Annotated in this window: 10 protein-coding genes; 9 read left to right on the forward strand and 1 reads right to left on the reverse strand. The window is 40.5% G+C overall.

Annotated features, from left to right (window positions below; all coding sequences use genetic code 11):
• Positions 1 to 7: 7 nt before the first annotated feature.
• The 9 genes from NQ505_RS15555 to NQ505_RS15595 all read left to right on the forward strand — a co-directional run bounded on the left by NQ505_RS15555 (position 8) and on the right by NQ505_RS15595 (position 13,797).
• On the forward strand, positions 8 to 1,639 hold the full coding sequence (locus tag NQ505_RS15555) for a RagB/SusD family nutrient uptake outer membrane protein (protein ID WP_008999236.1): 1,632 nt from the start codon (positions 8 to 10) through the stop codon (positions 1,637 to 1,639).
• Positions 1,640 to 1,655: 16 nt separating this feature from the next.
• On the forward strand, positions 1,656 to 3,323 hold the full coding sequence (locus NQ505_RS15560; protein WP_008999237.1) for a DUF5018 domain-containing protein: 1,668 nt from the start codon (positions 1,656 to 1,658) through the stop codon (positions 3,321 to 3,323).
• 75 nt (positions 3,324 to 3,398) lie between these two features.
• A complete protein-coding gene (locus tag NQ505_RS15565) occupies positions 3,399 to 4,775 on the forward strand; it encodes an alpha amylase family protein (RefSeq protein ID WP_232293007.1) in 1,377 nt (458 codons plus the stop codon).
• A 33-nt stretch (positions 4,776 to 4,808) separates the two neighbouring features.
• On the forward strand, positions 4,809 to 6,131 hold the full coding sequence (locus tag NQ505_RS15570; protein ID WP_008999239.1) for an alpha amylase family protein: 1,323 nt from the start codon (positions 4,809 to 4,811) through the stop codon (positions 6,129 to 6,131).
• An 18-nt stretch (positions 6,132 to 6,149) separates the two neighbouring features.
• The gene (locus NQ505_RS15575) at positions 6,150 to 8,825 is read left to right on the forward strand and encodes a calcineurin-like phosphoesterase C-terminal domain-containing protein (protein WP_008999240.1); all 2,676 of its coding nucleotides are present in this window, start codon (positions 6,150 to 6,152) and stop codon (positions 8,823 to 8,825) included.
• 6 nt (positions 8,826 to 8,831) lie between these two features.
• Complete coding sequence (locus tag NQ505_RS15580; protein ID WP_008999241.1) at positions 8,832 to 10,253, forward strand: sialate O-acetylesterase; 1,422 nt, start codon at positions 8,832 to 8,834, stop codon at positions 10,251 to 10,253.
• Positions 10,254 to 10,266: 13 nt separating this feature from the next.
• Positions 10,267 to 11,685, forward strand: coding sequence for a DUF5009 domain-containing protein (locus NQ505_RS15585; RefSeq protein WP_008999242.1), 1,419 nt, complete (start codon positions 10,267 to 10,269; stop codon positions 11,683 to 11,685).
• 3 nt (positions 11,686 to 11,688) lie between these two features.
• On the forward strand, positions 11,689 to 12,720 hold the full coding sequence (locus NQ505_RS15590) for a phosphodiester glycosidase family protein (RefSeq protein WP_008999243.1): 1,032 nt from the start codon (positions 11,689 to 11,691) through the stop codon (positions 12,718 to 12,720).
• A gap of 27 nt (positions 12,721 to 12,747) precedes the next feature.
• Entirely contained in the window at positions 12,748 to 13,797 is a 1,050-nt protein-coding gene (locus tag NQ505_RS15595; RefSeq protein ID WP_008999244.1) for an SGNH/GDSL hydrolase family protein, read from the forward strand.
• An 810-nt stretch (positions 13,798 to 14,607) separates the two neighbouring features.
• On the opposite strand, the gene NQ505_RS15600 is transcribed toward NQ505_RS15595, so the two are convergent.
• Positions 14,608 to 16,110 (reverse strand): RagB/SusD family nutrient uptake outer membrane protein, encoded by a 1,503-nt coding sequence (locus NQ505_RS15600; protein ID WP_232293008.1) that lies wholly within the window; start codon positions 16,108 to 16,110, stop codon positions 14,608 to 14,610.
• Positions 16,111 to 16,203 lie beyond the last annotated feature (93 nt).

Raw genomic sequence — 16,203 nt, forward strand, 5'->3', positions numbered from 1 at the left:
GAAGCATATGAAAAAAATATTATTAAATATATCATTAGCACTGGCACTAGGTTTTAGTATCACTTCGTGCAATGATTGGCTGGACGGTGTAAAGCAAACCTCGACCGTTAGTGATGAAATTGTTTGGCAAGATGAAGCATATGTGGATAAATATGTCAATGCATTCTACACATATCTGAACAAATATGGACAATTTGGTGAATCACAGTTTTCGGGAAGTTTAACAGAAAGTTTGACCGAAACATTTAAATATGGTTCAGTAGCTTTGGGAAACAGAGCAGGACACCCCAATAATTATGTTACTAATCCGGATGTTATCAGCCCGGATGGATGTCTGTACAATATTTGGGACAAAGACCTCGCTTATGGTAATATTCGCCAGATGAATCAATTTCTGGTAATGCAAAAGAAATATTCTACATTTCCGGATGACAAGAATCTGAAGTGGGAAGCCCAGGTACGCTTCTTCCGTGCTTATATTTATTTCCAGTTAGCCAAACGGCATGGTGGAGTCATTCTATATGATGATCTCCCTACTTCCAATGATAAAGCACGTAGCACAGCAGCGGAAACTTGGCAATTCATCGCAGATGACTTGGATTTTGCATCAACCAACCTTCCTAAAGAATGGGACGCAGCCAACAAAGGCCGGGTTACAAAAGGGGCAGCTTATGCATTGAAATCGCGTGCTATGCTATATGCAGAGCGTTGGCAGGATGCCTATGATGCAGCTGATGAAGTAGAAAAGCTACAATTATATGATTTGGTAGACAACTATGCAGATGCTTGGAAAGGTAATAATAAAGAAGCTATTCTGGAGTTTGATTACAATAAAGATAGCGGACCGAACCATACCTTTGACCAATATTATGTACCGCAATGCGATGGTTACGACTTCGGTGCGTTAGGTACTCCGACACAGGAAATGGTAGAATCTTATGAAGATAAAAATGGAAATAAAGTAGACTGGACAAAATGGCATGGTACCACAACAGAAGAACCTCCTTATGATCAATTGGAGCCTCGTTTTGCAGCTACCGTTATCTATCGTGGATGTACGTGGAAAGGTAGAGTGATGGATTGTAGTGTAGGTGGAATAAACGGTGCGTTCATGGCTTACCGTGAACAGTCATACTCTTATGGTAAAACAACGACCGGATACTTCCTACGCAAACTGTTGGACGAGAAACTGATTGACGTCAAAGGAACCAAAAGTTCTCAAGCATGGGTAGAAATCCGATTTGCCGAAGTTTTGTTGAACAAAGCTGAAGCAGCATACAGACTGAACAAAATCGGTGAGGCACAATCTTTGATGAATCGTGTCCGTGGACGCCAGGGAGTAAATCTGCCAGGTAAGTCCTCTAGTGGTGAAGCATGGTTCAATGATTATCGCAACGAACGTAAAGTAGAACTTGCATACGAAGGACATTTATTCTGGGATATGCGCCGTTGGAAACTAGCGCACATTGAATATAACAACTATCGCTGCCACGGTCTCAAGATTACGAATGGTACGTACGAATACATTGATTGCGACGGACAAGATCGTAAATTCCCACAGAAGTTATACGTTTTACCAGTACCGACTTCTGAAATAAAGAACAATGCGTTAATTGAGCAATATGATGAATGGAAATAACTAAAAGTTTAATACAATGAAAAATAAAATATTATCAATTGTTTCAGTCATTGTGTTTCTGATGGGTATGAGCGCATGCCATAGCCCGGAAGATTTCAATCCGACTGTTGAAAGGAACATAATCAATAATTTGACAGCATCCTTCCCGGATGACGACAGTGATGACAATAGTTTCACCAGTGAGATAGATTATACCAATCATGTGATTACCGTTGTATTTCCATATAACTATCCCAAACTCTCGGATAATGTTCTACAATTATCTGACCTGAAAAAGATGCGTGTAATTGCTGATCTGGATAATAATGTATATGTGTATCCTACATTATTATTTATGGATATGACGAAAGATAACTTTATAACAGTGAAAGAACAGACGGGTACAAGCACCGAATATAAAGTTGTAGCAGAGATTCGCAAGAGCAATGAATGCGCAATTACAAAATTCAATATTACGAGTCTGGGGCTGTCGGGAATCATCAATGAAAGTACCAAAACAATTTCTCTGATTAGCTTGGAAAGTATAGGGGAAGTTTTAGCAGATGTATCGATCTCTCACGGAGCAACGATCTCGCCTGATCCGACTACGGTTGCATTGGATTACGACCAAGACCAAAAAGTTACTGTGACTGCACAAAATGGTACAACAAATTCTACATATACTATCAAGAAGGAAATCCCTGAAAAGATTGCTGCCGGCTTACGAGCAAACAGTGCTAAACTTATTTGGGCTAAGAAACTCACAGACATAGGAATTTCAAGTTCCGATATGACGACTGGTATTGCTGTAACAAATGATTATGTAGTCATTAATGAACGCAATAAGAACCCTGTATACCTGCATGCCAAGAATGGCGAAAAAGCAGGGACTATGAACATTAGCTTTGTAGGAAGCACCACTAATTTCTATGTAACGTCAGACAAGGATGGTAATATCCTGTTCACGAATCTGACTCCAAATGCCGGACCGGCCTTTACCGTATGGAAAGCTTCGGGAGTCGACCAAGTGCCGGAAAAATATATAGAATTTACGACTTCATTGGCTATGGGTAGAAAACTGTCAGTATGTGGCAGCCTGAACAGTAACGCTATTATCACCGCTCCAATCTACGCTACTTCGGGTCAGTTTGCCCGTTGGCAGGTAGAGAATGGCGTGCTTAAATCACAGACTCCGGACATCATTACAGCCCAAGGAATAGGTGGATGGGGAACGAATGCTGATGTCATTTATTCTGATCCGACAGACCCGACTAGTGATTATTATACTACATTCTACGCCGAGCCACGCAACTTATGCTGGATGGATGGAAAAACAAATACAATTAAGAACAAGGGAGTGGCACTTGATGGAAACTACGTACCGAATGCAGTTGATTATACTGTATTTAACAAGGTGGGATATGTAGCTTCGAATCTGGTAAATCCATGGAGTTGGGGAACTGCCGACAACATATACCTGTTCGATCTTTCATCAGGTTCATTAGGAACTCAGGCTATTGACTTCGGAAGTACCGGTCTGGGAATCAATGGGAACTATGGGTCTAAGATTCTTGGAAATACGAATGGTAATTATTGTGGTGATGTAGTGTTGAAAGTTTCTGATGACGGTTATTATATGTACGTATACTTCATGTTCTGCAATGGATATGTAGGTTGTGTACAGTGTGACTGTATCGACATGTAAAATACCATCTTTATACAAAAAGCCTGTACCTCTTTCAGGTACAGGCTTTTTACTTCAACTATTAAGCCGTATAAAATGAATATCAAGAAGAATATAATAAAAGCATTTATGGGAGGAATAGCTGCCTGCTTGTGCATGGCATGTGGCGGCAACGATTCAAAAGATTATTGGGGAGACACCAGCGGAGGAGGAGACAAAGAGCCGACAGAGAATCCCAATGCCTCCAAGCCCCGTTATATCTGGATTGACGCAGCTGCCAACTTTCCTGATTTCGCCAATAGCAAAGAAAATATAGCCCGTGATCTGGCTTTAGCCAAAGATGCCGGTTTCACTGATATTGTAGTAGATGTACGTCCAACTACCGGAGATGTTCTATTTAAAACGAATCTTGTAGATCAGGTCAAATTTATGTATGCCTGGATCGGAAGCAACTATACTAAAGTAGAAAGAACGGCAACATGGGACTATCTGCAAGCCTTCGTTGACGAAGCACGCAAACAAGGACTTCGTATCCATGCTGCCATTAATACTTTTGTCGGTGGGAATCAAATTGACGGAGGAACAGGACTATTGTATAGAGACCAGTCTAAGGCAGAGTGGGCAACACAAATGAACATGCAGGGAGGGATTACAAGTGTAATGAATACCAGTGAGAGCACCAAGTTCTTCAATCCCGCCCATCCGGAGGTACAAACTTTTCTTTGTGACTTACTGAAGGATCTTGCAGGTTACGACCTGGACGGTATATTTTTAGACCGTGGACGCTTCCTTAATTTGCAAACCGATTTTTCAGACGAGTCCCGTAAGCAATTCGAGGCTTACATGGGAGGTATAAAAATCCAAAACTACCCGGAGGACATCTTGACACCGAGTGCTTCCAGTCTTCCTACCACCTATCCTAAATATATGACTAAGTGGTTGGAATTCCGTGCAAAAGTGATTTATGACTTTATGCAGAAAGCACGTACTGCCGTTAAAGGAGTCAATTCTAAAATTAAGTTTGGAGTGTATGTAGGCGGTTGGTATTCTACCTATTATGATGTAGGTGTCAATTGGGCAGCTTCCACTTATGATACCTCACGTTACTATAACTGGGCGACAAGCAAATATAAAAATTATGGCTATGCAGCCTGTATGGATCAAATTCTGATCGGTGCCTATGCTTCACCGCTAAAGGTACACGGAACAACGGAGTGGACCATGGAAGGTTTCTGCTTATTGGCTAAAGACAAAATAAAAGGAGAATGCCCCATGGTAGCCGGAGGTCCAGATGTAGGAAACTGGGATACCAATAATCAAGCTACGCAGGAACAAGAAAATCAAGCAATCGTACAATCCGTAAAAGCCTGTATGAATGTTTGTGACGGATATTTTCTGTTCGACATGATTCATCTGAAAAAAGCCGATCAATGGCAATATGCCAAAGAAGGCATCAAACTCGCAATTGAATAAAAAAGAATAACCGACTCTTTATAATATGATCGTATGAGAAAAATAACAATAATACTTTTTTCAAGTCTGCTAATCATTGCATTGGGAGCATGCAAAAGCGCAACTCCCAAAGTGGAGAACAACAAGCCTGCTTTGATGTGGTTCGACGCGGAAGCAAACTTTGAACGCTTCAGCAATCCTGACTCCATTGATTATTATCTGGCAAAAATAAAATCATTAGGTTTCACCCATGCTATCGTCGATGTGCGTCCCATCACTGGTGAAGTGCTGTTCGATACGGAGTTTGCTCCCAAAATGCGTGAATGGCAAGGATATGAACGCAAAGACTTCGATTATCTGGGACATTTCATCAAGAAAGCCCATGAATTAGGAATACAGGTACATGCTTCGCTCAATGTCTTTGTTGCAGGACACAATTATTTTGACCGTGGATTAGTATATTCTACTCATCTGGAATGGGCATCGATAGTGTATACTCCGGAAGGAATCACGTCCATCACCAACGAAAAGAAGAAATATTCGGCAATGGTCAATCCTGTCAATGAGGAGTTTCAAACACATATATTGAATGTTCTCAAGGATTTAGTGAAACGTTATCCCGATCTGGACGGATTGATGTTGGACCGTGTACGTTATGATGGTATAACGGCAGACTTCTCTGCCCTCTCCCGTCAGAAGTTCGAAGCGTATATCGGGCAGAAAGTAGAAAAATTTCCGGAAGACATCTTCGAATGGAAAAAGGACGAGAATGATAAATATTATCCCGAACGCGGAAAACATTTCCTGAAATGGATTGAATGGCGCACCAAGAATATCTATGACTTCATGGCTCGTACCCGAAATGAAGTAAAGATAGTGAATCCGGATATTTCTTTCGGTACGTATACCGGAGCATGGTATCCTTCTTATTATGAAGTGGGTGTAAACTTTGCGAGCAAAAAGTACGACCCGAGCCAAGATTTTGACTGGGCTACTCCCGAATACAAGAATTACGGTTATGCCGAACTGATGGACCTATATACTACCGGCAATTATTACACCGATATCACCATAGAGGAATCTCTGAAAAACAAGAAGAGCGTATGGAATGAAACTGATTCGCAGGCACAAAGCGGTACGTGGTATTCCGTTGAAGGTTCTTGTCAGAAGTTACGCAATATCATGAAAGATAATAAATTTATGGGCGGTATTCTGGTGGATCAATTCTATGACAACCCTGCCAAACTATCCGCAACCATAGAAATGAACCTGAAAGCTTCCGACGGACTGATGGTATTCGACATTGTACATATCATCAACAAAGGATTATGGAAAGAAGTTGAAAACGGAATGAGAGCCGGAGGAGCTCTGAAATAAAATCGAAAAGAAGACACAATGAATATGAAAAAACTCTCAATTATCTCCCTTTTGTTATGGATAGGCATTGTGGCATTTGCCTCGGGAAAGCCTAAAGTAATGTGGTTAGACTGTTCGGCTAATTTCCAACGTTTCAGTTACCCCGATTCAATCCGCTATTATGTAGACAAATGCCATGAAGCAGGTATCACACATCTGGTATTGGACATTAAAGACAATACGGGTGAAGTATTGTATCCCAGCAAATATGCCATACAGAAGAAGAACTGGAAAAACTTCGACCGTCCGGATTTTGACTTTATCAATACATTTATCGAAGCTGCCCATACTCACAATATGATCATCTTTGCCGGAATGAATATCTTTGCTGACGGACAGAATATAGTAAAACGCGGTGCCGTCTTCGATAAACACAAGAAGTGGCAGGCTATTAATTATGTACCACGCAAAGGATTACTCCCTGTAACGGAAATAGATGGAAAACCTACCATGTTCCTGAATCCGGCACTGAAAGAGGTTCAGAAGTATGAGATTGATATTATCAAAGAGGTTGTGCGGAATTATGCATTTGACGGTATCATGCTTGACCGTGCACGATATGATTGTATTGATTCAGACTTTTCTCCCGAATCAAAGAAGATGTTTGAGAAATTCATCGGAAAGAAAGTTGAAAGATTTCCAGAGGATATTTTTGAGTGGCGCCCTAATGCAGAAGGAGGCATAGACCGTGTAGGCGGCCCATACTATCACCAATGGATAACATGGAGAACATCTGTTATATATAACTTTATAAAAGACGTACGCACTTCCATCAAAAAGATAAAGCCGGAATGTATGTTAGCGGCCTATACCGGTGCATGGTATCCTACTTACTTTGAGGTAGGGGTCAATTGGGCGAGCCGCCAGTATGATGTTAGCAAAGATTTCAGTTGGGCTACTCCTGACTATAAAGATTATGGCTTTGCAGAGTTACTGGATTTCTATACGAATGGTAATTATTACTGGAATGTAACCTTGGACGATTATTATAAATCTTCCGGTAAATTAAAAAATGAAACAGACAGCGAGTTCTCTACCGGAGAATATTTATGCGTAGAAGGTGGTTGTAAATATTCCAAATACTTACTGAAGGATGCAGTGCCTGTATGTGGAGGTCTGTATGTAGAAGACTACAAACGGGACGTAAACCAATTCCAGAAAGCAGTCCGCATGAACCTGAAAGAATCGGACGGTGTGATGATTTTCGACATTGTACACATTATCCGCAACGGATGGTGGGGCGAACTAAAAGAAGCACTGGACGAAACCAAGATGGATGAAGCACGAATGATTAAAGGAACCGTCACTTGCGATGGTAAAGGCATAGCCAATGTTGTAGTGACAGACGGACTACGCTGTGTCACTACAGACAAAAACGGTATTTACCATCTGCCCAGTCTCGGAAATACGCGTTTTGTATATATTACGACTCCTGCCGGATACTTGACTGATTGTGAACAGACAATTCCCAAATTCTATCAGGAAATTGATATGAACAAGACAAATGAATATAATTTCCGTCTAAAGAAGAATCCTAAAGATGACAAGAAGCACTTGTTTGTATTGGAAGCAGATGTACAAGCCGGTTTAAAAGAGCACTGGGATCTGTATGCCCCCATCATTGATGATTATAAGCAGTTAATCAATCAACATTCAGATCGTGATGTATTCGGACTGAATTGCGGAGACATCTTCTGGGATACACCGGCTACTTTCTTTCCACCCTATATCGACAAGGCGAAGAAACTGGATATTCCCATATATCGTGCAATCGGTAATCACGATATAGATTGTAATGGAGCTACCCACGAAACGTCGTACCGGACTTTCGAAGGATATTTTGGTCCTGCCCATTACTCATTCAACAAAGGAAATGCCCACTATATTGTTATCAACAATAATTTCTATGTAGGACGTGAATACTTCTATATCGGCTATGTAGATGAAACAACTTTCAAATGGCTGAAAGAGGATCTATCTTATGTACCTAAAGGCACATTAGTCTTTTTCATGACACATATTCCTACCCGAATAACAGAACAAAAAAGACCTTTTAATTATGACTATGCCATGCTGGCAGGAGAAACAATTAATGCAGAAGCAGTTCATCAATTATTGGACGGCTATGAAACACACTTCCTGACGGGACATCTTCATTCCAATTCAAACATTATATTCAACAATCACCAGATGGAACATAATACGGCAGCTGTATGTGGTATCTGGTGGCATGCAGATGTCTGTATCGATGGTACGCCACAAGGATACGGAGTCTACGAGGTAGACGGTAATCAAGTGAAATGGTACTACAAAAGTGCCGGCCATCCAAAGGAGTACCAGTTCCGGAGCTATGCAGCAGGCATATCCAAGGAATTCCCAAAAGATATTATAGCCAATGTATGGAACTGGGACAAGAACTGGAAAGTAGAATGGTTGGAAAACGGAAAAGTGATGGGGCTGATGACTCAATATACCGGAGTTGACCCATATGCGCACCAAGTATGTACGGATAAGAAAAGAACTATGCAAAGCTGGATATCAGCGGCAAGTACAGGACATATGTTCCGTGCCACTCCCCGTAATCCGAAAGCTAAAATAGAGATCAGAGTGACAGACCGCTTCGGTAAGGTATATCAGCAAAACGTTTCTAAATAAATATTCATGAAGTATATCATATACCACCTATGGGTTATCAGCCTGCTATTCCCTTTGGGAATGCAGGCTAAAGTCAGGTTAACTTCCATCTGGGGGGACAACATGGTGTTGCAACAGCAATCGGAAGTGACCTTTCACGGCAAAGCATCAGCCAATAGTAAAATTACGATTGAAGCATCATGGGATCACCGGAAGCTGACGACCCGAAGCGACCAGCATGGAAATTGGGACATTCAACTTCCTACTCCGGCAGCAGGTGGTCCCTATACAATTACGTTTTCTGACGGCGAGACACTTACATTAAAGAACATCTTACTAGGGGAAGTATGGTTTTGTTCCGGTCAATCGAATATGGAGATGCCTGTCAGAGGATTCCGGGGACAGCCGGTTTATGGCTCACAGCCCTATATCGTATCTGCCGATTCCAAACGGGAATTACGCTTGTTTACTGTCAAAAGGGATTGGAGCACGACTCCGAAAGAAGAAGGTATGACGGGATATTGGTCGGAACTTTCTCCGAAAGAAGTTGGAGACTTTAGTGCGACCGCTTATTTCTTCGGAGACTTGCTGCAACGTTCATTGGATATTCCTGTCGGACTGATTCATTGCTCTTGGAGTGCCTCCAAGATAGAGACCTGGATGAATAAAGAGACACTTTCCCAATTTCCGGAAGTCCAACTGCCGGATATTAAACAGGACAAGTTTGACTGGCCTGCGGGCACACCTACTTTATTATGGAATGCAATGGTAAATCCGTGGAAAGGATTTCCGATCAAAGGAGTCATCTGGTATCAAGGTGAATCCAATTCTGCAAATCCTGCTCTTTATAAGAAACTTTTTCCTGCGATGGTCATTCAGTGGAGAGAATTCTTTAATAATCCTGCAATGCCTTTATATTATGTCCAAATCACTCCATGGCAGGCTGAAGGTAAAGATAAGCTAGATCGTGCATGGTTCCGTCAATGCCAGTTGGAATTAATGCAGGAAGTCCCTAATGTTGGTATGGTTACAACGACGGATGCAGGAAGTGAAAAATTCATTCATCCTCCATACAAAATCAAGGTCGGTCAGCGTCTTGCTTACTGGGCTCTGGCTAAAACTTATGGCATAGAAGGTTTTCTGTACGCAGGTCCTTTATACAAGAGTCATCAATTGAAAAAGAATGTAGTAGAAATCACTTTTGAGCATGGCAGCGACGGACTGATTCCTGAAAATCAAAAGTTAAAAGGATTTGAACTTGTAGATGAGAAGGGGAATATCGTACCGGCAGAAGCGGAAATAATCAATGGTTCCGCCCGTGTGAAAGTGTGGAATGATTCGGTGCCTCATCCTGTAGAAGTACGTTATTGTTTCCGTAATTATATGGAAGGTGATCTTTTCAATAACGCGGAGATACCTGCTTCTCCATTTCGAATCGTAATACATTAATATAAGGAAAATGATGAACAATAACAATACAAGAGCTTCTTCTTTGGATGCCCTGCGCGGATATGCCATTCTGACGATGGTTCTTTCCGGAAGCATTGCTTGGGGAGTACTTCCCGGATGGATGTATCATGCCCAAGTAGGTCCCCGCTCCAACTTTGTGTTTGATGGTTCTATATACGGAATCACCTGGGTTGACCTGGTGTTTCCCTTTTTTCTGTTTGCTATGGGAGCTGCCTTCCCTTTTTCAATAGGTAACAAATACAGAAAAGGCAGCTCCCGCCGGAAGATTATATACGACAGCTTTTTAAGAGGCTTCCGGCTGACTTTCTTTGCTATTTTTATTCAGCATATATATCCGTGGGTTGTATCTTCTCCGCAGGATGTCCGTTCATGGCTCATCGCATTGGGAGGCTTTGCCTTGATGTTTCCCATGTTCATGAGGATTCCATTCAAAATGCCGGAATACGTAAGGATGCTGATTCAGATACTGGCTTATGCAACGGGAGTGTTCATGCTGCTGAATATCCATTATGCCGATGGACGGACATTCAGCTTGGGCTACAGTAATATTATTATTCTGGTATTAGCCAATATGGCAATCTTCGGTTCGCTGATTTATACGTTAACCATTAATAAGCCATGGATTCGTATAGCAATATTACCTTTTATCATGGCAGTATTCTTGGGAAATGAAAACGCAGAATCATGGAATCATAGTCTGATGACATTCTCTCCATTACCGTGGATGTATCAGTTTTCCTATCTGAAGTATCTGTTTATCGTGATTCCCGGTAGCATTGCCGGAGAATATCTTCAGGAGTGGTTGTACAGCAAAAACACCGTGACGATAAACGACAATAAAGACGAACACAAAAGAATACCATGGATACTTTTATTGACTATCGGACTGATTGTACTCAATTTGTACGGACTTTATATGCGTTATCTTTTACTCAATTTAGCAGGCACTACCGCTATACTATGTATTCTTTATATTCTATTACAAGTGGAAGGGAAAAACACCGGTTACTGGTATAAACTCTTCAAGGCAGGAACCTATCTGATATTATTAGGACTGGCTTTTGAAGCTTATGAAGGAGGCATCCGGAAAGATCCTTCGACATACAGTTACTACTTCCTCGCATCAGGACTTGCCTTTATGGCGATGATTGCCTTTTCTATTATGTGCGACATTTATTCGTGGACCCGTTTGACCCGTCCATTGGAATATGCGGGACAGAATCCGATGATTGCCTATGTATCCACACAGTTGGTAGTATTACCCCTATTAAATCTGGCAGGACTGGGCACGTACCTGTCCTATCTGGATCAAAATGCCTGGCTGGGCTTTTTACGAGGAGTAATCGTTACTTCTCTGGCTTTATTAATAACCATATTATTTACTAAATTAAAATGTTTTTGGAGGACTTGAATCATGTTAATCAAACGTTTGTATTTTATAGCAACAGCACTACTTACTTTTTCTATATGTTCATGTGGGGAAAGCTATCCCGACCATCCATGGGAATGGGATCAGGAAACTGAAGAGGAAGAATCGAATCCTGATATTGTATCACAGGGATGGACGGCAGTCAATAATTTCGGTAATCTTCCGGATTATATCCATATTTATAAATCACCGAAAAATCTGGCTGCAAAGAAAGCAATTGCCTACATAGCTGTCGCAGATATGAGTAAAGCTAAATTTGAAGTCCTGGGTGATGTTGCTTTTTCACAGGAAGCTAATGGGTATGGAGGCAAATCGTTATATACTCCTTCGGAGTTTTATGAAGCTTCCAAAGCACCAGTAATCATCAATGGAGGATTATTCTTTTATAGTGCCGGATTCTATTATTCGCAGAATCTAGTGATTCGTGAAGGACAGCTATTAGCACCTAATCAGAACTACTATTCGAAAGACTGGGTAACTATGTGGTATCCGACTTTAGGAGCTTTCTGCCAGATGAAAGACGGAACATTTCAAACAACATGGACTTATCAGGCATCTGATGGAATCAATTATTGTTATCCCGCCCCTGCCGAGAATGATATAAATAAGGATCCGTTACAAGCTCCCTCTTCTGCCTTTCCCAGCGGTGCAAAAGCATTGGAAGCTACCACCGGTATCGGAGGTGTTACAGTTTTACTGCGTGCAGGAGAAATAAAAAACACGTATGTAGAAGAAATGCTGGATATTTCTGCCGCTTCCAATCAACCTCGCACCGCAATCGGTGTAACAACTGACAAAAAAATGATTATCTTTGTGTGCGAAGGCAGAAATATGACAGAAGGAGTAGCAGGGCTGACCACTGCTAACGTAGCCAAAGTAATGAAAGATCTGGGATGTACGGAAGCGCTGAATCTGGATGGTGGTGGTTCATCATGCATGCTGGTCAACGGCAAAGAAACCATTAAAGGCAGTGACGGTAAACAAAGGAAAGTGTTGACCGCTGTCGGAATTAAATAGATGATGAAACAATTCTTTTTTTTAACTATGTTGTGCCTGTTGGGTATTCAGTTGCAGGCACAACAACCGATGTACTATGATGCGTCTCGCTTTCCCCTTTTGGGAAAAGCAACACAAGACACAGGGACAAGATATGAGAGACTACCGGATTCTCTCAAAAACATTTCTCGTCCTCCTCTTTGGAACTTGAGTCGTAATTCGGCAGGAATGGCGATACGATTTCGCAGTAACTCTACTCAAATAGCTGTGAAGTGGGAGAGTCTCTTTAATAACCATATGAATCACATGACTGATGTAGGAATAAAAGGCTTGGATTTATACTGTTGGGAAGGCAACAAACAATGGAGATTTGTCAACAGTGCCCGTCCGTCGGGAAAAACGAATCAAGCAACGATCATTGCTAATATGCTACCGACAGAAAGAGAGTATATGCTTTACCTTCCTCTTTATGACGGTCTTGTTTCCTTGTCTATAGGAGTGGATTCGTTAGCCACCATCGATCAGCCTTTAATTGATTATCCCATTCGCAAAAAGCCGGTTGTGTTTTATGGCACCAGTATTCTTCAAGGAGGTTGTGCTTCACGTCCCGGAATGGCGCATACTAATATCATATCGAGAAGACTGAACCGTGAATGCATCAATCTGGGATTTAGTGGTAATGCATTTTTAGATTTAGAAGTGGCAAAAGTAATATCCGAAGTGGATGCCAGTGTTTTTATTTTAGACTTTGTACCTAATGCTTCTGTAGAGCAGATGAAAGAACGAATGGAAACATTCTATCGCATCATTCGTAGTAAACATCCGGATACTCCAATTATTTTTATAGAAGATCCTATTTTCACTCATACACGTTATGATGAAAGAATTGCTAAGGAGGTACAAAGAAAAAATGATACCTTAAAGGAAATATTCAACCGGTTAAAGAAAGAAGATGAAAAGAATATCATTTTTATCTCATCAAAGAACATGTTGGGAGAAGATGGAGAAGCCACAGTTGACGGTGTTCATTTTACGGATTTAGGCATGACGAGGTATGCTGATTTAGTTTGTCCAATCATAAAGAAAGCAATCAAATAAAATAGTGACGCTATCGACTCGGTATAGCGTCGCTATATGAAGCTTATAGCAACGCTATCCTGTTGACATAGCGTCACTATTTCAAATACTCTTGATAGGTGGCTTTTTATATGTTATTTCACTAGAAACTAATCTTCAAATATCAAAATGATAAAATATCATTTTGATATTTGAATGATGCTATAATTGAATTTATTCAGCCTTGTTACCGGATATAGAAAAAAATCGCATGGATTAGTCATTAGCATTATTCAGAAATTAAAGAGACCCTTCCTTTATAGAACACAATCAATTCTTATTTAATATTATGCATTACATAATGAATGCATTTTCCAATTTATCCATCCTTTTTGTTTAATAAAACAAGTTCGTAAAAGCGTTTCTAATAAATCAAGAATTCTCTTTTTTACAAGTAAAATCTGCTTCCTTTTAAAGGTACGTGGTGTTTCTTATAAACGAACCTTGTGTTTCTTATAAACGAACCTTGTGTTTCTTTAAAACGAACCGTACGTTTCATTAAGATCAACCGTCTATTTTTTACAAATAATACGGTAATTTATATGCAAATGAGCGTTATTTTATTCATTATTATGCATATAAATACCGTATCTTAACCATATATCATTCTAAATCTACTAAACATCTAAAAATAAAGAATTAAGAACTACTGCAAAAAGCAGATATTTGTTCATTTATCAATATTTTTGCTTTCATTTTGTTTTCTCATTTGCTTGCTTTTCTCTTTCATTTGCTTGCGTTGTTTGGGGCAGGTTCAACTGTTCCCAAACAACGTCAACATTCATTGAATATTTAATTATATCCGGGATTTTGTTTGATCGAACCACCGGAACGGTCTATTTCAACCTGTGGAATAGGGAATAATTCATTTATCCCTTTTTTGAATGCAGCTCCACGTCCTTTAGCATAAGAATAGGTAGAAAAAGTATTCATTGTTTCTACATAACAATTCCAACGTTTAAGATCATACAAACGATTGTACTCCATTGCTAATTCAACACGGCGTTCATGCTTGACTGCTGCCAACAGATCATCATTGATAGTCACAGGTTTCAGCTTAATATTTGGAATTATCAATACACGTGAAGTGGCTTCGATATCTCCCGAACGCGAATCATTCGCACGGTCCCGAACCATATTTATGTATTTCACAATTTCATCCTTATCTCCATTAGTCTGCACTAAAGCTTCAGCATATAACAATAATACATCTGCATAACGTATGATATGGAATGTCCAAGCATCATCTCCCCAGCCATTACCTCTTCTTGAAACAACGAGAAAAGCTTTACGACTATGATAGCCCGTATTAGGGTATGTTGAGAAATCCAATGTTTCCGACCCTTTCTCTTTAGGGAATTTATCACCAGGCTCTATAATTGTGTACAATAAACGAGGATCTCCTTCTTCAAATTCGTCAACAAGATTTTGTGTAGGTTGGTCAAATCCGTATGCTCCACAAGACCTTGGATTAGAATATACAGGGATAAAAGAACCATAAATGTGATCGTTTGGAACATCACCACGTATATTGGGGAAGATAGATTCACTTAACATGTAGTTGTCACTTAAGTAAAGTGATTGAAAATTGGGAGCTAATTCGCAGCTCTTCGAATCAATAACTTTCTTTGCTGCATCACGTGCATCTGCATAATAGGATGGATTATCTTTTGCAAAATACATATATACACGTGCCTGCATGGCCCATACAGCCTCTTTGGTGACACGTCCCAATTCTGTAGTCGGCAAAGTAGCCTTGTCAGGTATATTACTTTCTAAAGCAGCCTCTGACAGATCTTTCATTATAAAATCAGCCGTCTCTGCTTCTGTAGCTCTGACTAACTTCTTACTATCATCAACTGTCAGCGTACGATCAACTAAAGGTACTCCGCCAAAGATCTTGCAGAGTTCAAAGTAAAAGAAAGCACGGAGAAACTTCACTTCACCTATATATCTGGCTTTTACGTCATTCGACAGAGGATAGCCATCCGCATCCACCAAAGGCTTGTTGGGAATATTCTCCAGACAAATATTACATCGTGCTATCCCATTGTACATATTCGACCAAAGGTTAACCAAATCAGTATTGGAAGCCAAAGCTCGACCAAAACTAAGGTCACCTGCAAAAGTGCGATCTCCTGCATCAGACCCTCCTTTTTCTGAGTCATCAGTGGATATATTATATAAGTCCATACGTGGTGCTTCATATCCAGCTACATCATTAAGAGTTTTATAGCACTTAACAACAGCACTATAACCAGCATCAGGCGAAAGAAAAAATCTATCTTGATCCATCACGCCTTTAGGGTCTCTGTCTAAAAAATCAGAACACGAAAAGAGTGATATTAATGATAGAGACACGAATAAGTATTTTATATTTTTCATGTT

The sequence above is a fragment of the Bacteroides sp. D2 genome (genome assembly GCF_025147085.1).
Classification (GTDB): domain Bacteria; phylum Bacteroidota; class Bacteroidia; order Bacteroidales; family Bacteroidaceae; genus Bacteroides.